This is a genomic window from Paracoccus angustae, assembly GCF_042648745.1.
Taxonomy (GTDB): Bacteria; Pseudomonadota; Alphaproteobacteria; order Rhodobacterales; family Rhodobacteraceae; genus Paracoccus; species Paracoccus angustae.
In genome coordinates, this window is the sequence record NZ_JBHRXY010000041.1 from 1 (window position 1) to 18,641 (window position 18,641).

General features: G+C 66.1%; 18 protein-coding genes and 2 tRNA genes. 9 read left to right on the plus strand and 11 right to left on the minus strand.

Features of this window, described 5'->3' with window-relative positions; all coding sequences use genetic code 11:
* Nucleotides 1-7: 7 nt before the first annotated feature.
* Entirely contained in the window at nt 8-1,852 is a 1,845-nt protein-coding gene (gene metE, locus ACFOM8_RS20185) for a 5-methyltetrahydropteroyltriglutamate--homocysteine S-methyltransferase (protein WP_377764094.1), read from the minus strand.
* A gap of 94 nt (nt 1,853-1,946) precedes the next feature.
* Here metE and ACFOM8_RS20190 point away from each other — a divergent pair, with 94 nt between their 5' ends.
* Nucleotides 1,947-2,840, plus strand: a complete 894-nt coding sequence (locus tag ACFOM8_RS20190; RefSeq protein WP_377764096.1) for a LysR family transcriptional regulator — start codon at nt 1,947-1,949, stop codon at nt 2,838-2,840.
* A gap of 403 nt (nt 2,841-3,243) precedes the next feature.
* Here ACFOM8_RS20190 and ACFOM8_RS20195 read toward each other — a convergent pair whose 3' ends face one another.
* Both ACFOM8_RS20195 and ACFOM8_RS20200 read right to left on the minus strand, forming a co-directional pair.
* Nucleotides 3,244-3,414 carry a hypothetical protein gene (locus ACFOM8_RS20195; protein ID WP_377764097.1) on the minus strand — a complete coding sequence of 57 codons (171 nt, stop codon included), beginning with the start codon at nt 3,412-3,414 and terminating at the stop codon, nt 3,244-3,246.
* Nucleotides 3,415-3,534: 120 nt separating this feature from the next.
* On the minus strand, nt 3,535-4,386 hold the full coding sequence (locus ACFOM8_RS20200; RefSeq protein ID WP_377764099.1) for a hypothetical protein: 852 nt from the start codon (nt 4,384-4,386) through the stop codon (nt 3,535-3,537).
* Between the two features lie 96 nt (nt 4,387-4,482).
* Between ACFOM8_RS20200 and ACFOM8_RS20205 the strand changes: the two genes are divergently transcribed.
* The 3 genes from ACFOM8_RS20205 to ACFOM8_RS20215 all read left to right on the plus strand — a co-directional run bounded on the left by ACFOM8_RS20205 (nt 4,483) and on the right by ACFOM8_RS20215 (nt 6,494).
* Nucleotides 4,483-4,572, plus strand: a tRNA-Ser gene (locus ACFOM8_RS20205).
* Between the two features lie 40 nt (nt 4,573-4,612).
* Entirely contained in the window at nt 4,613-5,164 is a 552-nt protein-coding gene (locus ACFOM8_RS20210) for a hypothetical protein (RefSeq protein ID WP_377764100.1), read from the plus strand.
* Between the two features lie 208 nt (nt 5,165-5,372).
* Nucleotides 5,373-6,494: a hypothetical protein gene (locus tag ACFOM8_RS20215; RefSeq protein WP_377764102.1), complete on the plus strand. Its 1,122-nt coding sequence runs from the start codon at nt 5,373-5,375 to the stop codon at nt 6,492-6,494.
* 419 nt (nt 6,495-6,913) lie between these two features.
* Here ACFOM8_RS20215 and cueR read toward each other — a convergent pair whose 3' ends face one another.
* From cueR to ACFOM8_RS20230, 3 genes are all read right to left on the minus strand, one after another.
* Nucleotides 6,914-7,366 carry a Cu(I)-responsive transcriptional regulator gene (gene cueR, locus ACFOM8_RS20220; RefSeq protein WP_377764104.1) on the minus strand — a complete coding sequence of 151 codons (453 nt, stop codon included), beginning with the start codon at nt 7,364-7,366 and terminating at the stop codon, nt 6,914-6,916.
* On the minus strand, nt 7,363-7,632 hold the full coding sequence (locus ACFOM8_RS20225; RefSeq protein WP_377764106.1) for a glutaredoxin family protein: 270 nt from the start codon (nt 7,630-7,632) through the stop codon (nt 7,363-7,365). The genes cueR and ACFOM8_RS20225 overlap by 4 nt, the downstream gene beginning before the upstream one ends.
* Before the next feature lie 72 nt (nt 7,633-7,704).
* Entirely contained in the window at nt 7,705-10,254 is a 2,550-nt protein-coding gene (locus ACFOM8_RS20230) for a heavy metal translocating P-type ATPase (RefSeq protein WP_377764107.1), read from the minus strand.
* A gap of 162 nt (nt 10,255-10,416) precedes the next feature.
* On the opposite strand from ACFOM8_RS20230, the gene ACFOM8_RS20235 reads away from it, so the two are divergent.
* The gene (locus tag ACFOM8_RS20235) at nt 10,417-10,632 is read left to right on the plus strand and encodes a heavy-metal-associated domain-containing protein (RefSeq protein ID WP_377764120.1); all 216 of its coding nucleotides are present in this window, start codon (nt 10,417-10,419) and stop codon (nt 10,630-10,632) included.
* Between the two features lie 161 nt (nt 10,633-10,793).
* Here ACFOM8_RS20235 and ACFOM8_RS20240 read toward each other — a convergent pair whose 3' ends face one another.
* Entirely contained in the window at nt 10,794-11,003 is a 210-nt protein-coding gene (locus tag ACFOM8_RS20240) for a YncE family protein (protein ID WP_377764109.1), read from the minus strand.
* Between the two features lie 87 nt (nt 11,004-11,090).
* A complete protein-coding gene (locus ACFOM8_RS20245) occupies nt 11,091-13,355 on the minus strand; it encodes a heavy metal translocating P-type ATPase (protein WP_377764110.1) in 2,265 nt (754 codons plus the stop codon).
* Here ACFOM8_RS20245 and ACFOM8_RS20250 point away from each other — a divergent pair.
* Nucleotides 13,338-13,505, plus strand: coding sequence for a hypothetical protein (locus ACFOM8_RS20250; protein ID WP_377764111.1), 168 nt, complete (start codon nt 13,338-13,340; stop codon nt 13,503-13,505). The genes ACFOM8_RS20245 and ACFOM8_RS20250 overlap by 18 nt on opposite strands.
* Before the next feature lie 168 nt (nt 13,506-13,673).
* Here the strand turns inward: ACFOM8_RS20250 and ACFOM8_RS20255 are convergent, their stop codons facing one another.
* The 3 genes from ACFOM8_RS20255 to ACFOM8_RS20265 form a co-directional block, all read right to left on the minus strand.
* Nucleotides 13,674-14,663 carry a cation diffusion facilitator family transporter gene (locus ACFOM8_RS20255; RefSeq protein WP_377764113.1) on the minus strand — a complete coding sequence of 330 codons (990 nt, stop codon included), beginning with the start codon at nt 14,661-14,663 and terminating at the stop codon, nt 13,674-13,676.
* A 71-nt stretch (nt 14,664-14,734) separates the two neighbouring features.
* The gene (locus ACFOM8_RS20260) at nt 14,735-16,222 is read right to left on the minus strand and encodes a multicopper oxidase family protein (RefSeq protein WP_377764114.1); all 1,488 of its coding nucleotides are present in this window, start codon (nt 16,220-16,222) and stop codon (nt 14,735-14,737) included.
* Between the two features lie 72 nt (nt 16,223-16,294).
* Entirely contained in the window at nt 16,295-16,675 is a 381-nt protein-coding gene (locus ACFOM8_RS20265) for a hypothetical protein (RefSeq protein WP_377764115.1), read from the minus strand.
* 92 nt (nt 16,676-16,767) lie between these two features.
* On the opposite strand from ACFOM8_RS20265, the gene ACFOM8_RS20270 reads away from it, so the two are divergent.
* The 3 genes from ACFOM8_RS20270 (at nt 16,768) to ACFOM8_RS20280 (ending at nt 18,436) form a co-directional block, all read left to right on the plus strand.
* Nucleotides 16,768-17,226: a c-type cytochrome gene (locus tag ACFOM8_RS20270; RefSeq protein ID WP_377764117.1), complete on the plus strand. Its 459-nt coding sequence runs from the start codon at nt 16,768-16,770 to the stop codon at nt 17,224-17,226.
* 486 nt (nt 17,227-17,712) lie between these two features.
* Nucleotides 17,713-17,788: transfer RNA gene (locus ACFOM8_RS20275), tRNA-Ala, on the plus strand.
* Between the two features lie 363 nt (nt 17,789-18,151).
* The gene (locus tag ACFOM8_RS20280; protein WP_377764118.1) at nt 18,152-18,436 is read left to right on the plus strand and encodes a type II toxin-antitoxin system HicB family antitoxin; all 285 of its coding nucleotides are present in this window, start codon (nt 18,152-18,154) and stop codon (nt 18,434-18,436) included.
* Nucleotides 18,437-18,641: the final 205 nt, after the last annotated feature.

Sequence of the window (18,641 nt, forward strand, 5' to 3'; positions counted from 1 at the left end):
CCATCTGTCATGCAGGCAGGGAATCACAGATCAAGCCACAGGGGTATCCTGAATCGGGAATGGCGCAACGTGCTCTAAGGCCCGCGGCCTCCAGGTCGGCCACCTCGTCGCGGATCGCCAGGGCGATCTGGCGGCAGGTCTGCTGCCGGGGCTGGTCGTCGCGCACGAAGGACCATTGCAGGATCGTCACCGGCCCCGTCAGCATCCCCTTGACCGGCCTGTCCGTCAGCGACTGCGCGAAGGACGACCAGCCCACCGTCATCGGCCCGGGGCGCGACACGTCGCCGAAGATCAGTGGCGGCTTCACGCAGCGCGAGCCATAGGACTGCACCCAGCCAAACCGCGTGAAGGCGAAGCCCGACAGGTGTTCGCCGAAATATTCGACCATGTCGTTGCGCTCGAACTCTCCATGCACCAGCAGGTCGAGGCCAAGGCCCTCTTGCCGGCGGATGCAGGCTTCGGTCTCGGCCTTCAGGAAGGCCTCGTAGTCGGCATCGGGCAGCGTGCCCTTGCGGTGGTCGGCGCGGGCGCGGCGCAGGGCGGGCGTTTGCGGAAAGGATCCGATGGTGGTGGCCGGAAAGGCGGGCAGGTCCAGAACCGCCGCCTGCGCCTTGCGGCGGAGGGCATGGGGCGAGCGCCGGGACAGGTCCGCATCCGTCACGGCGGCGGCTCGGGCCTTGACGCGGGGATCGTGGATGCGCGGAGAGGACCGGCGCGAGGCAAGGGCCGCATCGCTGGCGTGCAGGGCGGCCGCCACGTCCCCGCCGTCCAGGGCGCGGGCCAGGGCGGCGACCTCGGCCAGCTTCTGGACGGCAAAGGCCAGCCAGGATTTCAACGCCCCGTCCAGCCCGGATTCGCTGTCCAGGTCCACGGGAACATGCAGCAGCGAACAGGACGGCGCGATCTGGATGCGGTCGGGTCCAAGCACGGCGGCGGCCCTTCGCGCCACGGCCAGCGCGCGGGCCAGGTCGGCGCGCCACACATTGCGGCCGTCGATCAGGCCCAGCGACAGGGTCTTGCCGCCGTTCCGCGCCAGCAGCGCGTCGATCTGGCCCGGGGCGCGGACCAGATCGACATGCAGCCCCGCGACCGGCAGGGACAGCGCCAGATCCAGGTTGTCGTCCAGCGCGCCGAAATAGCTGGCGACCAGCAGCTTCGGCCCAACCGCGCCAAGCGCCGCATAGGCGCGGGCCAGGGCGTCGCGCTGCGCGCTGGTCAGGTCCGTGACCAGCACCGGCTCGTCCATCTGCACCCATTCGGCGCCCGCCTGGGCCAGCCGGCGCAGCATCTCGGCATAAACCGGCAGGATGCGCGGCAGCAGCGACAGCGGGTCCAGCCCCCGATCCTTCGCCTTGCCGAGAACGAGCCAGGTCAAGGGTCCGACCAGCACCGGGCGCGTCTCGATGCCAAGCGCCTTGGCCTCCAGGTATTCATCGACCGGCTTCAAGGACGACAGCCCGAAGACCTGCCCTTCGTGCAGCTCGGGGACGATGTAGTGATAGTTGGTGTCGAACCATTTCGTCATCTCCATCGCCGGAGCGTCCGCCGTTCCCCGCGCCATGGCGAAACACTGCGCAAGGGACACCCGGCCCTTCACGGCGCCGAAGCGCGGCGGCACCGCGCCCAGCAGGGCGGTCATGTCCAGCATGTGATCGTAGAAGGAAAAGTCGTTCGACGGGATCACGGCGATGCCCGCATCCCTTTGCGCCTGCCAATGCCGGGCGCGCAGCGCGGCGCCCTGGGCGGCCAGCCCGTCTTCGGACAGACCGCCCTTCCAATGCGCCTCGAGCGCGGTCTTCAGTTCGCGATGCGCGCCGATGCGCGGAAAGCCAAGGTTTGCCGATCGTGCCATCTGTCCCCTCGTTCATGTGACGGGCATGGCGTAAGGGCTGGCACCGATGAGCGGAAATGGTATTATCTCATCAACTTATGAGCAGGCATCATCCATGATCGACCGTCAGCACCTGGCCATCCTGCGCGAGGTGGACCGGCTGGGCAGCGTGACGGCTGCGGCCGGGACGCTGAACCTGACCCAATCCGCCCTCAGCCACACCATGCGCAAGTTCGAGGAACGCCACGGGGTGGCCGTCTGGCAAAAGAACGGGCGCGGGCTGCGGCTGACGCAGGCGGGCGCCCATCTGCTGGCGCTGGCGCAGCGGGTGCTGCCGCAGATCGAACATGCCGAACGGGTGCTGGGCGATTTCGCCGCGGGCCAGCGCGGCGCGCTGCGGGTGGGCATGGAGTGCCACCCTTGCCAGCAATGGCTGATGCGCATCGTCGCGCCCTATCTGGCGGCCTGGCCCGACGTGGACCTGGACATCCGCACCGCCTTCCGCTTTGGCGGCATCGCGGCCCTTCTGGGGCACGAGATCGACCTGCTGATCACCCCCGATCCGCTGGACCTGCCCGGCATCGCCTATCGTCCGGTCTTCGACTATCAGATGGTGCTGGCGGTGCCGCGCGACCATGCCATATGCGATGCCGTCCGTCCGCAGGATCTGGCGGGCGAAACGCTGATCACCTATCCGGTGGATCCGGCGCGGCTGGACGTCTTCACGCGCTTCCTGGTGCCCGGCAACTGCCTGCCGCGCCGCCACCGCACGGTCGAGACGACCGCCATGATGCTGCACCTTGTCGCCGCCGGGCGCGGCGTCAGCGCGATCCCCGACTGGCTTCTGCACGAGGAAGGCGGAGATCTGCCGATCCGCGCCGTCCGCATCGGGGACGGCCTGCCGAAATCCATCCACCTGGGAACCCGCCGGGGCGAGGACGGCATCGACTATGTCGCGGGCTTTCTGTCGCTGGCCGCCGGAACGCAGCCGATGCCGGACAAGTCCTGAACGCCGCGCCGCGCCCGATCCGGCCGGGCCGCACCGCCCGCAAGGGGCGCTGCCCCCTTCCCCAGGACATATTCCGCCATGCCGCGGCATGTCGGTCCGACAGGCGTCCTGCCGCCGGTGCCGGCAGCCATGGACAAGGACATCGCGCCGCAGGGTTTTCCCACGGCGCGTCGTTCCGGCGGGCATGATCCTGGCCAGTCGCGCGGCCTTTCGGGCGCCCATCGGGTCTGCACCGGCGCATCCCGGGCCGGACGCGGGCGGGCCGCATCTCGCCCCGCCAACCTGCGGCACGGAAACGGACATGGTTCCGGTCAGAAGTTCCGCAGGCCGCTCTCCCGCGCAGGCGGGGCGTTCTCTTGCGCGCCTTCACACCGCCATCGGCCAATCGGGACGCCGTGGCCGGTCAGTTCCGGTGATCCGTCGAGGCGACACGGATGCCGGGCGCGAAGGCCCTGCGCCGGCCGACCGGCTCATCGGCGTTGGGGCTGACGAACTTGCCGCCCTTTGAGATCCGCACCGGGGCGGCGGACCAGCTCTGGAACTCGTCCGGCCGGCTTGGCGCCTGCCCCCGCATGATCACGCCCAAAGGCGGAAACCGTCGCGGCATCCCCAACCCTGGCGCTGGCCGACCGCAGTGGCCCGGCACGGTTCGACCCGGGACTTGGCGCAATGCCTGCCGACAGGATGCGGCTCGTCACAGCTGCCGCGCCCGGACCTCGGCGGCGGCGGCAAGGCCCATGTCATGCGAGGTCCGCGCGAACACCGCATCAAAGCCCGCGAACATCAGCCGCGACAGGGCCTGCCCCCCGGCCGATCCGGCATAGGCGATATAGGCGTCGAGCTGCGCATCCGACAGCGAGGAATAGGCCAGGAACAGATAGGCCCCGATCCAGTTCTCGGCATCGGCGCGCATCTGCGGTTCCTGCGCCCAGGCGTCCGCGATGATCTCGCCTTCGCTCATCGGCATCGGAAAGCCGCCCCCGGCCTGGAAGCCCCGGGAAAAGGCGATGGCGGCGTTGAGGCCGCCCGCCACGTTCGATTCGACCAGGTCGGCGGTCTCGATCAGCCGCTCGATCCGGGCGGCGCGGGAACTGCCCTGGCTGCGGGCCTGCGCGAAGGCCTCGCGCGCCGCCGCCTCGACATCGGCGTCCAGCATCGCCACCCGGGCCGAGCTTTCCAGCGCCAGCATCCGCTGCCCGAAGCCCGTGCGATAGAACTCCAGCCCCGCCCGCACCTCGGCGGGATCAGCCCCGGGCATGGCGGCGGCCATGCCGGACAGGAACAGCGCCCGGATCCGGCCGGGGTGATGGATCGCGCCCACACGGTCCAGCCAGCGGCCCGTTCCGCGGCCCTTGAACAGGGTCGCGGCCATCTCGGCCCCCTCGGCCAGGGCCTCGGCTTGCAGGATGGGGGCAAGGCTGTCCAGGTCCATGACCTCCCAGACCGCATCGGCGGCCTGCTGGTGCTGGGGCATCGGCGGGCGCGGCTGCGCGGCAAGGGGCCCGGCGAGGGCGATCAGCAGGCTCAGACACAAAAACCGCAGCATCGGGCATCCTTTCCGCATACAGGTGCTTTTTTCGACAAAACCTCTTGCGCTTCAACCCCCGCCTCTCTAAACCCCCGCCTCACCACCCAGAAGCGCGGAGAGGTGCCGGAGTGGTCGAACGGGGCGGTCTCGAAAACCGTTGAGCCTTCACGGGTTCCGTGGGTTCGAATCCCACCCTCTCCGCCACTTTACCCAAGCCATTGTTTTCGCTGCGATTTCACTCCTGATGTCCAAGCCGAAGTTGTTCATAATGGACCACAGGAAGGCCGAAGACGTGCAGTATCTGGTGCAACCTCGCGGCCCCGGCAAGAGCCGGGTGTTCAGAATGGTGACGCCCCCCGCTTTGATGGGATTGCGGAACCCTTGGGATGGGAAGCGACTGGGCAAGGAAATCAAACGCGGCCTTGCCTTCCGTCATTTGCCCGACGCCCGCAAGCGCCGCGACATTCTCTTGGGTGACTTGCGCCGACTTGAAGCACAGCAGGGCGACAAGGGTGCATTCTCGCTGCCGTCAGCCTTTGAATGGCGGGAAGCGATTGCCGCAGACGCCGCCGCGAACGCCGACGATACCCACGGCGGTCTTGACGTGGTGCTACATGACAGGCTGGAAGCTGCCGCCGCCCGGGGCTTCCCTGTGGATCAACTGCGGCGGTTCTCTCGGGTCGTTACAGGGAAAGGGTATCCGCTGGAACGTGCCTTGCAGAATACATCGAATCCCGCCGCCCCGGAAACCCTTCCCAGTTCAAGCCGATCAGCCAGTCAACGGTGGATAACCTGAAGACCGCTGCCAAGCACCTGCGGGCTTTCCTTCGCGATGCCGACAACATGGTCCGGCGTCACACCCCCGGATCACGAGATTGTCCAGGCCTTCCGCGATTCGATGCGGTGGGGCGGAACGCATGGCCTGTTCACGGCACAGAAATGGCGGGCACTGGTGCGGGCAGCGCGGGCCGATGCGGGCATCCGGGCGCGTGTGGAAGCCACCTATGGCGACCTGGACGCCAGCGGCCTTCGGTCCCGTCCTGCGTGGCTATGAAGGGCGTTGGCGCGAGGCCGCGCTTGAACTGGAACGGCTGCAAGACCGCGAGGCGCCGGGGGGCTTGCACCATCCTGATGTGGGACCGATCGCTCTTGTCTGGGGCAAGGAAGGAACCAGCAAGAGCGCCAGCTTCGGCTTGTCCAAGCCGATTGCTTGGCATCCCGAAGTGCTGGATGATCTGCAAGCACGCCTGGATGGCATGAAGGTCACGTCGCGCAACAGCAACCGTGTCCAACTCCATGGCGAAACCGATCAGGCGAGCATCAGCCTGACGTTCTACGAGGCTGACAAGATCTGGTTGCTGACCGCTTATGATCGTGGGGTGCCGCGTCGCACCGAAAGGTCGATAGCCAGTCTCGGCGACTTGTGGGGCGATCTGGCTCCATCACCCCGGCGCGGCAACCCCAATATGGGTCCTAGCGGCGAGTCGGTCAAGGAACAGCGCGACATGACGGCGATTCGCGAGGCGCTGACCGCCAAGGCTCGTAAGGCCGACGTGCCCTTCGGCGCGCAAGGCTGGCGCAAGGGGTCGGTCTTCTGGTCGGACCTGCTGACCGACAGCATGGGCAGGTCCAAGACCTGGAACGCCCTCTCGCTGGTGCCGGGCCGCCCGCTGTTCAAGGAGTTGGGCCGCGATCTGCTGGCCGCGCAGGCTTACATCGCACACAAGGATGAAATGGACGCGCAGCGGGGCTCGTGGCACGCCCGCGCGGCCGGGACTGCCGATCAGTGGATAAAGCTGCGCCGCAAGGACAGTGACGCCAGCGCGGCCTTTATGGACCTTCTGCACGAGGCGACGATTGCCCAGGTCGATCCGACCAAGGCTTTCCAGCCGCGCAACGTCCCGGCCAACGACCCCGAGGCAGTCGCGCGCGGGACCTCCCGGAGCCGCAGCCATGCCGCCCTGAAAAAGCGGTTCGACGCAATGCCGCCCGAGTTCCGGGCGATGTGGGGCAAGGTCCGGTCGGACCATGACGCCATCGGCGATGCGTCCGAGGCGAGGTCGCAAAGCGCCGGGCGCGGCGCGATCATGCCCGGCGCCTCGAGGGCATCGAGGATGAAGGGCTGACCGGGATCGGGCGCGAGGCCGCGATCAAGGAGGCCGACGGCAAGCTGGCGAAGATCGAGGGCGCGGCGCGCGTGAACGGACGGGCCCGCCTGGCGCAACTCCGCAAGGTGTTCGGGGCCATGCCTTCACCATGAACCCCGAAGGCTCGGCCCTGGTGGCGGCGGCATCCGGCATGGTCTTCACGCTTCACCTTGCGGCCTCGCCCGCTGCGGCTCTGGTCACCGAAACCGACAACCCCACCCGCGCAATCGCGATCGCGCGGGTGGGGTCTCCGAGATGCTCGCCAACAACAGCGTCCTGCGGGAACAAGGCAGGAGCTGCCAATGCCGACCGCGCACCCCTTGCATGGCTTCGGAGGCCCGCGCGCTCGCCCCAGGTCCGACCATGGAGAACAGCCGGCCGCAGCTTCCTTGCCGGCGTCATGCTCGCAGTTCGTCGACCTTGCCGAAGCGACGGGGCTTCGCCTTGCCGGTCTGGCCGCCATCGCTTTCAGCAAGGCCCTCGATGATCGGGCAATCGGGCTGGTCGTCTCCGTGGCAGCGGCTGGCAAGGTTTTCCAGCGTCGCGATCATGGCCGCGATCTCGGCCTGCTTCTGTTTCAGTGCGTCAACATGGCCGAGCGCCAGCGCCTTCACGTCGGCGCTGGCGCGCTCGCGGTCGCTCCACAGGGCGAGCAGATCGCCGATCTGCTCGACGGTGAAGCCAAGGTCGCGCGCGCCGCGGATGAAGCGCAGGCGGTGGACATCGGCATCGTCATAGTCGCGGTAGCCGCTGTCACGCCGCGCCGCTCTCGGGATCAGGCCGGTCTGCTCGTAATAGCGGATCATCTTGGCGCTGACCCCTGAAGCCTCGGACGCCTGGCCGATATTCATGATCCCGTTCCTTTCTCCGCAGACTTGGCGATCGGCCCGAGTGCAGCGGCAATCTTCGGCCGTTGATCGGCGAAGGTCCCGTAGAAGAATTCGTCCCCGACAAAGGTAACGGGCGCGACGCGCACCCCTGTTCGGGCCTTCACTTCCTCCATGACAGCCCGGTCCGTCAGGTCGCGCTCCTCATATGGGATGCCGGATGCTTCCAGCCAACGCTTGAGCGCGAGGCAGTCGGGACAGGGCGGCGTGGTATAGATGACGACATCCATCGGATGGTTCTCCTTTTTCCTGATCGACAGGCCGGGGCGAGTTTCCCGCCCCTGCCTTCAAGGGTTCAGGTGTTACGCCGCGGCTAGATGAGCCTCGGCCTTCGTTCCGGCCGCGGTCGTTTCTGCCTCAGCCGCGAGCACCGGCTTGAAGGCCTTGAGCCGCAGCGCGTTCGACAGCACGAAGACGCTCGACAACGCCATGGCGCCCGCCGCCAGCACCGGTGAAAGCAGCGTGCCAGACACCGGGTAGAGCAAACCGGCTGCAACCGGGATCAGGGCGGCGTTGTAGGCGAAGGCCCAGAACAGGTTCTGCTTGATGTTGCGGATCGTCGCCTTCGACAGCGCGATGGCGTTCACCACGCCGCGCAGGTCGCCCGACATCAGCACCACATCGGCCGACTCGATCGCCACGTCCGTTCCCGTTCCGATCGCCAGCCCAACCTCGGCTTCCGCCAGCGCGGGTGCGTCGTTGATGCCGTCGCCGACAAACGCGACCTTGCGGCCACCGGCGCGCAGTTCATGGATCGCCGTCACCTTGCCGTCCGGCAGCACCTCGGGAACCACCTCGTCGATGCCGAGCTGGCGGGCCACGGCCTCAGCGGTGGCGCGGTTGTCGCCGGTGATCATCGCGACCCTCAACCCCAGATCGTGCAGCGCGCGGATCGCCTCGGGCGTGGTCTCCTTGATCGGGTCGGCGACCGCGATCACCGCCGCCAGCCTGCCATCAATCGCGGCATAGAGCGGCGACTTGCCTTCGCCGCCAAGCCGCGCGGCCTCGCCTGCGAACGCCGCCAGATCATGGCCGAGCTTCGACATGTAGCGATCGGCCCCGACCGCGACGTGGTGGCCGCCGACGGTTGCGGCGACGCCGTAGCCCGGCACCGCGTCGAAGCCTTCTGGCGTGCCGATCCGCAGACCCCGTGCTTCGGCTGCCGCAACGATGGCAGCGGCGATGGGGTGCTCGGACTTCGTTTCGACCGCGGCGACCAGCGCCAGCACCTCGTCGCGCTCGAACCCGGTCGAGGGCGTCAGGTCGGTCAGTTCCGGCCGGCCCTTGGTCAGCGTCCCGGTCTTGTCCACCGCCACCACCGTGACATCGCGCAGCGATTGGAGCGCCTCGCCCTTGCGGAACAACACGCCCAGTTCGGCGGCTCGGCCGGTGCCGACCATGATCGAGGTCGGCGTCGCCAGGCCCATGGCGCACGGACAGGCGATGATCAGCACGGCAACGGCGTTGACCAATGCGAAGGTAAGCGCGGGATCGGGACCGAAGACCAGCCAGACAAGAAAGGTGAGCGCCGCTGCCGCCATCACGGCCGGCACGAACCACGCCGTCACCTTGTCGACCAGGGCCTGGATTGGCAGCTTCGAGCCCTGCGCCTCTTCGACCATGCGGATGATCTGCGCCAGCACGGTGTCGGCGCCGACCTTGGTCGCCCGGAACGAGAAGGCCCCGGTCTTGTTGATCGTACCGCCGACGACCTCCGCACCGGTGTTCTTGGCAACCGGCACCGGCTCGCCGGTGATCATCGACTCGTCAACGTAGGAACCGCCCTCGACCACTTCGCCGTCGACCGGCACCCGCTCTCCGGGGCGGACCTGGACGATGTCGCCCGCGCGGACCTCCGACAATGGCACCTCGACGGTCTCGCCGTTGCGCTCGACGCGCGCGGTCTTGGGCTGCAACCCGACCAGCCGCTTGATCGCCTCGGAAGTGCGGCCCTTGGCCTTGGCTTCGAGATAGCGGCCCAGCAGGATCAGCGTGACGATGACTGCGGCGGCCTCGAAATAGACATTGGCCGTGCCGGCTGGCAGCAGTTGCGGTGCAAAGGTCGCGACCACGGAATAGCCCCAGGCGGCAGTGGTGCCGACCACCACCAGCGAGTTCATGTCCGGCGTGCCGCGCATCATCGCCGGCACGCCCTTCTTGAAGAAGCGGCGGCCGGGACCGAACAGGATTGCGGTGGTCAGCACGAACTGGATCAGCCAGCTCGTTTGAGTCCCTATGGTGTTCATCACCAGATCATGGATCGCCGGCACGAAATGCGAGCCCATCTCAATGACAAAGACCGGCAGGGTGAGAACCGCCGCGATCAGGGTCGCGCGGCGCAGGCCGGTCGTCTCGCGTTCCCGGGCCTCGCGCTCGCGATCGACTGAAGCGTCATCGCCGCCGATCCGGTGGGGCTCGTAGCCGGCGCCGCGGATCGCGGCTTCGATAGCCTCGATCGACGCAACACCGCCAAGGTGGCGCACGCTGACTCGCTCGGTCGCGAGGTTGACCGTGGCGGCGTTGACGCCCGGCACGGCCTTGACCGCCTTTTCGACATGCGCGACGCAGGAGGCGCAGGTCATGCCGGCCACGCCCAGTTCGACCGTCACTTCCGGCACGTCATATCCTGCGCCTTCGATCGCGCGCACGACAGCGGCGATATCGGGCTTGCTGGAAAAGACGACATCGGCGCGCTCGGTCGCCAGATTGACGCTCACCTTCGCCACATCGGGCAGCTTGGCGATCGCCTTCTCGACGTGGCCGACGCATGAGGCGCAGGTCATCCCCTCGACCGGAATACCGAGCGTTGAACCGGCGTCGGCCCCTCGCTGCAATGGAGCGCCATTGGTCATGATGATCCTCCTTCGTGAATCCATTGCAATTCAGATGGGGCTTCCAACGATGGGAAGGTCAAGGCCCGCGACCCTTTTTGTTTTTCCAGGTCCCGCTCTTGACCTTGCCATCGTGGCAATGCCCACATCGGACGGCGGACACCATCATCGAGGAGAGTTCGCATTTTCCAGTTCACCGTTCCCGGCATGACCTGCGGCGGGTGCGCCCGGCGGGTCACCAACGCGATCCTGAGCGTCGATCCGACAGCTGAAGTCATCACCGATCCGCCCACCCATGACGTGAAGGTCCATACGCGCGCGGACGAACGGGCGCTTGTCGCCGCGCTCGCCGAGGCCGGTTATCCGGCCGAGCGCAAGGATCAGCCCGGGACAGCGTAGGATAGCCTTGCGGGCGCGGCCGCTGCCTGGCCGCGCCCTTCGTTGCCCTCGTTCTCGATAGCCGGGACGCCGCCTGTGAAGCACGATCAACAGGCGGCACCACGGTCGTCCTGACTCACTGCATCCGCAAGGCCGTCCCGGCATCGCTGTTCTCGATCCCGTCAGTTTGACTGCCCGTAAACGATGCCGTTCGGGCCATCGCCGACCAACATCGTTTCGGCGACACTCTGGCTCTCGGTATCGACAATCGAAACGCTGTTGTCGGAGATAGTCGTGACGAAGACGTATGCGCCGTGGGCCGGGACCGACACGCCATGGGCACCGGGGCCGGTGGTGATGGTTTCATTACCTGGCCGCCCCGGTTCGGGCACGACGCACGAAGCGGTGAGCAGGCGGCGGCGCGGCGGTTTGCCACCTGCCGCCAGCCTTGCGGCAGATATGCAGATGGTCGCACATGGTCACAGCTTCACCCCGCGCAGCCGGGCCGCATTAGCGATCACGCTGACCGAGGACAGCGCCATCGCCGCCGCCGCGATGATCGGCGACAGCAGGAGGCCGAAGAACGGGTAGAGCAGCCCTGCCGCCACCGGCACGCCGAGCGCGTTGTAGATGAAGGCGAAGAACAGGTTCTGGCGGATGTTGCCCATCACCGCCTCGGACAGCTTGCGGGCGCGGACGATGCCGTTGAGGTCGCCCTTGAGCAGCGTGACGCCTGCGCTCTCCATTGCCACGTCGGTGCCGGTGCCCATGGCGATGCCGACGTCAGCGGCTGCCAGCGCAGGCGCGTCGTTGACGCCGTCCCCGGCCATCGCGACCACCTCGCCCGCCGCCTTGTGCCGCTGCACGACGGCGCTTTTCTGGTCAGGAAGAACCTCGGCCTCAACCTCGTCGATGCCGAGCTGGCGCGCGACCGCCTTGGCTGTCGTCCAATTGTCGCCGGTCAGCATCACGACCCGGATCCCCAGCGCCTTCAGCGCGGCCAGCGCCTCGGGCGTGGATGCCTTGACCGGATCGGCGATGGCGAAGATCGCGGCGACGCGGCCATCGACCCCCATGAAGATCGCCGTCGCCCCGCCCTCGCGCAGCCGGTCGGCCTCCTCGGCCAGCGGCGCCACATCCACGCCTTGCTCGGCGAGGAATTTCGCATTGCCAAGCGGGATGCGCTTGTCTTCAACCACCCCCAACGCGCCCTTGCCGGTCGGCGAGTCGAAATCCGCGACCGGCACGAGATCCAACCCACGCTCCTCGGCGGCGCGCACGATCGCGAGCGCCAGCGGATGCTCGCTGGCGCGCTCGACGCTGGCGGCCAGGCGCAGGGCCTCGTCTTCGGTGAAGCCTTCCGCCGGAACGATGGCGGTGACGGCGGGCCGGCCCTCGGTCAGCGTGCCGGTCTTGTCGACGATGATCGTGTCCACCTTCTCCATGCGTTCGAGCGCCTCGGCGTTCTTGATCAACACGCCCGCCTGCGCGCCGCGCCCGACGCCGACCATGATCGACATCGGCGTTGCCAATCCCAGCGCACAGGGGCAGGCGATGATGAGAACCGAGACGGCCGCAATCAGACCGAAGGACATGCGCGGCTCCGGCCCCCAGATCGACCAGGCGACAAAGGCGAGAATGGCCACAACAATCACCGCCGGCACGAACCAGCCCGAGACCTGATCGGCCAACCGCTGGATCGGGGCCCGGCTCCGCTGCGCCTCGGCGACCAGTTGGACGATCTGCGACAGCATGGTGTCGCGGCCGACCTTTTTCGCCTCGATGACCAGCGCGCCGGACTGGTTCATGGTGCCGCCGATGGCGGACGCGCCGACTTCCTTGGTCACGGGCATCGACTCGCCCGTCACCATCGATTCATCGACGGCGCTGCGGCCTTCGATCACCTCGCCATCGACCGGCACCTTCTCGCCCGGCCGCACCCGCAGGCGGTCGCCGACCTGCACGCTGTCGAGTTGCACCTCCTCCTCGCTGCCGTCGGCGCGGATGATCCGGGCCGTCTTGGGCGCCAGGTCGAGCAGCGCGCGGATCGCGCCGCTGGTGCTTTCACGCGCCCGCAGTTCCAGCACCTGCCCCAGCAGGACCAGGACGGTGATGACGGCCGCCGCCTCGAAATAGACCGCGACCGAGCCGTCAGGCTGGCGGAACTGGTCCGGGAAGATGCCCGGCATCAGCACCGCCACCATGCTGTAGAGCCAGGCTGCCCCCGTGCCCATGGCGATCAGCGTGAACATGTTGAGGCTGCGGTTGACCAGCGACTGCCAGCCGCGTTGGAAGAAGGGCCAGCCCGCCCAGAGGACGACGGGGGTCGCGAGGATCAGTTGCAGCCAGTTCGACGTTCGCTGGCCGATCAGATGGGTGAGGCCAAACAGATGCCCGCCCATTTCAAGCACGAAGACCGGGACCGTCAGCGCCAGGCCGATCCAGAAACGGCGCGTCATGTCGATCAGCTCTTCGTTCGGGCCGGACTCGAGGCTGACCAGCATCGGCTCCAGCGCCATGCCGCAGATCGGGCAGGAGCCCGGTCCGACCTGCCTGACCTCGGGATGCATCGGGCAGGTATAGATCGTTCCCTCGGGCACCGGTTCGGCTTCCGCGACGGCGGTCGGATCAAGGTGGCGTTCGGGATCGGCAAGGAACTTTTCCCGACATCCCGTGGAGCAGAAGTGATAGGGTCGGCCCGCATGCACGGCCTTGTGCGGGGTGGCATGCGGATCGACCATCATGCCGCAGACCGGGTCCTTGACCTTGTGTGCACCGTCGGTCGCTCCGGCCTCCGCGTCCTGTGGATGATCGGCCCCGCGCTGGTGCGCGGAATGATCATGCGGGTGATCGTGGTGATGTCCCGAGTGGAAACGTCCGTCGCCGATGCCTGACATACTGCTCTCCCGTTCCGTGTCCGCGACGGCCCCGCGCTCGTGTTCATTTTTCCTGGCCATGGCCCGCCTCTTCATCGAATCGCCTGCAACGTGGTTTGGAATCGTTCTGCGCCTTCCAGCGATGGCAAGGTCAAGACATAGCTCAGCAGACGCCGACAAGCTTCTTCAGTGACCATGATGGACACCTCGTTCCCGAGCATGATCTGGATGAGCGACTTGTCCCGTCCCCGATTGCGGCCGGGTAATGTCGATTTCCGCAGCGTCCTCCTCGCGATCAAGGCAGTATCCCTCGATCTGAATAGTCGAGAAATACACATTGAACTGGCCTTTCAGGAGACCGTTCACCTGTTGCAGCACCCGCTCGCCTTCCTGCCAGTCCCGGACGCAGACATGGCTCGAGAAAACGTTCCGCCCCGATGTGAGGCTCCAGGCGTGGACATGATGCACATCGGTGACGCCCTCCAGCCTGCGAATGGCTGCGATGGCGGCATCCAGGTCGAGGTTCTCCGGCGTGCCCTGCAACAGGATGTGCAACGCTTCCCGCAGGATGCCCCACGATGCCCAAAGCAGGACGACGCCGAAGGCCATGCCGAGCAGCGGATCGATGGCGAGAAAGCCGGTGAAGCGGATCACCAGGGCAGAGATGATAATAAGGAAGCTGCCGACGAAGGTCTGTAGGATATGCCAGTAGGCGCCCCGCATGTTCAGGCTGCCTTTCTGGCGCTCGTAGAGCAGCCAGAGCGCGACCAGTTCCGTGGCGATGCCGCCTGCTGCCGCGATCAGCATCGGCGTCGTGGCCAGCTCGATCGGCTCCATCAGGCGCATCGCTCCCATCCACAGCACGTAAAGCGCCATGACGACGAGAAACAGACCATTGAACAGGGCGCCGAGGATTTCTGCCCGGATGTAGCCAAAGGTGCGGGCGGGACTGGATTTCCGCTCGCCCAGACGCATCGCCACCAGAGCGATGAGCACGCCGCCCACGGCCGAGAAGGTGTGGAAGGCGTCGGACATGACCGCGACCGAGCCGGTCCAGAGGCCAATCCCGAGTTCGACGATGAAGTAGAGGCCGGTGAGCCAGCCCGAGATGGCCAGCGCCTTGCGATCGCCGCTGGCTGGCACGTGACCAGTGGGACCGCCGTGAGACATGGACATGGGTTCTGCCTTTCAATGACAGTGGCGGCGAAACGCCTGCAAGCCGGGGCAGGACTGCCCCGGCGCGACGATCAGGCCGAGATGGCGAATTCGGTCATCATGCCGGTTTCCAGATGCGGCATGTGATGGCAATGCAGCATCCAACGGGCAGCCTCGCCGGCGTCCAGGGCAACTGTCACCATCGACATGGGCGGCACATAGACGGTGTCGCGCCTCGCACCCTTGACCTTGCGGCCGTTGATGTCGACGACCTGGAACACATGGCCGTGCAGATGCATCGGATGCCCCATCATCGACATGTTGTGGAAGCCGAGCAACACACGCTCACCCGCTTTGGCCTTGATCGGGCGATGCTGGCCCCAGACCGCCCCGTCGATGGTCCAGACATAGGGCTGCATCATGCCGCCCAGCATGACCATCTGACTGCGATCGACCGGGCGGTCTGGCAGATTGTCCAGCGCCTCGAAGCTCAGCTCCTGTGACAGATCGACGTCGAAGGCCGGTGCATCCTGGTCTGCCAGTTCCGGCACCCTCGCGACCTCAGCACCGGAGGTCGCCAGGATGATCCCGGTCCGCTCTCGCGCGCCTTCGCGCAGGGCCAGGATCGGCCAGGCACCGGCTTCGTTCGGCAGGTCGAGCTCGAGATCCAGCCGTTGTCCCATGGCGACGCCAAAACGGCTGCCAGCAACCGGTCGGACATTATGCCCGTCAACCGCGATGACCCGGGCGGGCGCCGCTCCGGTATCAATCCAGAACACCGTCGCTGCGGCGGCGTTGATGACCCGAAGGCGGATGCGGCCACCGCGCTCGACCCGAACCACCTCGGGGTCCGACAGGGTCCGGTCGTTGGCGAGATAGGCGTCCCAGTCGTAATCGTTCAGGTCCATGGCCATGTCGCCCATGTCCATCATGCCGCCCATCGGCATGTTCCCCATGGCGCCGTGGTCCATGCCCCGCATCGCTCCCGTGCCCCCACCCATGGGCATGCCGTGCATGGAGGATGCGTCGTGACCGCCTCCATGGCCGTCACTGATCTCGGCCATGACCTCTTCGGGTGTCTTGAAGGCGAAGTCATGCAGGAACAGCGTGACCTCCTGCCGGTCGGCCGCGGCATCTTCGGCGCTGCGCACGATCAGCGGAGCCGCCAGCAGGTTCATTTCCTGGATGGGCACATGGCTGTGCATCCAATATGTGCCCGCAAGCGGCGCGAAATCATAGGATCTGGTTTCGCCTGGTTTCAGCATCGGCATCGGCATGTCCGGCACCCCGTCCTGCGCGTTCGGTGGGATCTGGCCATGCCAGTGGATAATCGTGCCGACGTCGAGATTGTTGGTCAGATCGACCTGGAACCTTTGCCCCGCGTCAAGGATCAGCCCCTGTCCCTTTGGACCGGCAAGTCCGAAGACGGTGGCGGCGCGGCCATTGATGTCGAGCGTGCGGGCCTCGGCGGACAGGCCAAGCGGTGCCACCGCCTGCGCCATGACGGCGCGCGGAAGATGGGCAGCGGCAAGCGCCGCCGCGCTTGCGGCAAGAAAGCCGCGTCGCGAAAGGGTATTCATTGTCGTCTCCTCGGGACATTCCGTCCCGTTCATCAAACCGATGGAACGCCGCGGGCCTCGGCCCGGACGCGATCAAAGGAGACGAGGTTTGGGAGGCTGTTCGTTCAGACCAGGGGTCCGACTGACATGGGCGCGCTCGGCAGGTCGGTCGTGGCCGACCGGCGAGCAATCGAAGCCAGCATCACCGCTGACAAACGGAAGAAAGATGGAAAGGCCCGTGCAGACGAATTCGCACATTCCGGCATCGACCGAACCGCAGTGCCGGTCGTCGTCGCAGGAAGCCTCACCGCCGTGCGAGACCTGCATCATCTCGGTCACATGCACGGCATGGTCCGGCGCCGCACCCACACGTGCCGCATGCGCCGAGGTCAACGTCGTGACCACGGCGATTGCGAGTACGGCAAGCATGGTGACGGCACGCGCGAACATGGCTCGAAGATAGGCATCGCTCACGGGATTGTCCATTGTCGAAGTGAACACCGTTCGGGCATCCGGTCATTTCAGCATGAAACCAATGGGGTCCGGCGCGATTGGAGAGAACACCGATGAGAAAATACCTCGGCAATACTGGCTGGATCGGAGCAATCCTGACAGGCGTGGCGTTGGTGATATTTGCTGTGTGGCACTATGCCGGCACCGCATCCACGGGCACGGTCTCGGCGGAAGTCCTCGCGCAAGGCCGGCAGGTCTATGTCGATCAGTGTGCCAGTTGCCACGGTGCGGATCTGGAGGGACAGCCAGACTGGAAGTCACCGCTTCCGTCCGGCCGTCTGCCGGCGCCACCGCACGACGCGACCGGCCACACCTGGCATCATTCCGACGATGTCCTGTTTCGCATTGTCAAGGAAGGCACGGCCGCTATCGTCGGGGGCGGATACGAAAGCGACATGCCGGGGTTCGGGGGCGTGCTGAGCGACGCGGAGATCCAGGCCGTGCTCGCCTACATCAAGAACACTTGGCCGCAACGTGAGGCGGAATATCAGCAAGAGATTTCAAGCCGCTGATCACGTAACCGCCACCTCGAAAACAGGCGGCACCGGACGGATCACGGCGATCGGCTCTGGGGTCAGGAACAGACCATGGCACCGCACCTTGTCCTCATTGGTGTTTGCCATGAACTCAACCACACAAATCAGTGCATGACACTTGTATGTTCAAATTGTACGCGGATGCCCTGCTACTTGCGCGACACAGCCCCAGATGCGACACACAGGTGTGCCACAACGCAACACGCGCACATAGCAGCGGAAGCTATATCAACGGCTTGACTGTCTGGTGGGAAGTCCCTCACCGCCCACCATTTCCGCCACGGCGTCTCTTGTCCTGCCAGCCGCGACAACCGGTCCCGAGAGGCGGTTTCCCCGGTCGAGCCGCTTGCTTTCCGATCTTTCAGATTCTCCTTCCGAGCACCGCATTTTCCGCTTGCGCCGTGCCGCGCGCGCCCCTATAGACCCCCCACGCAACGTCGAAAGACGAAGCAGACCTCCGGTGGGGCCATAGCTCAGTTGGTAGAGCGCTTGAATGGCATTCAAGAGGTCAGGGGTTCGACTCCCCTTGGCTCCACCAATTGAATCAATGACATAGATACCGTGATGTGCCGCTAGACAGGGCGGCATTGTGCGTCGGGTAACATCTTGGGTAACGAGAAAGCCCCGGTCTTCCGACCGGGGCTCTGCGCGCCACGCCCCAAGAAAGAGAGGCTGCGCACCGTCGGTGTTTTGTCTCTGGCACACCGCCGACTGGCACCACCGATCATCGGACCGGCATGGATATTCCGAAGAACCTGCCATTGGCGCTGCAGCCAGGCTAGACTTGGTCCAACCTTTTAGAGGCACGGGCCGATTGCCCATCTAATGCCAGGCGGTCGAAGATCGGCTATTCCGCACCGAAACGGGACCGGATCAACAACCTTTACCGAGGAGAGCCATCATGAAAGTCTACACCGCTATCGTTCACAACGACGATGGATCGGCCTATGGCCTGACCTTTCCCGATCTTCCGGGTTGCTTTGACACAGCCAAGAACGGGGCCGACATCCCGGCCGCCGCGACGGAGGCCCTTGATCTGTGGTTCGAGGATCAGGATGTAATCGAGCCATCGCCAATCGAGGCGATCCGCAGCCGAGAGGATGTCGCGGCCGAACTAGCGGCGGGCGCCGTGCTAATGCCGATCTCCTACCCTGCGCCGAATGGCCATCAAAGGGAAGCAGAATGATCGGCCTTCTCACGATCCTTCTGTCCGCGGGCCTGTCCCCCTAGTCGGCCAGCGGCGGAGCACCTCCGGCAGAACAGTGCGTCACCCTTAGAAATCTGAAGATGTGTATGACAGCCTGCATGGGTCAGGTGAACTGGCCCCCCTTTCGACCGGACACCAGGCATAACCATGGAGGCTTAGGCACATGCCTAAGCACGTGCTTATG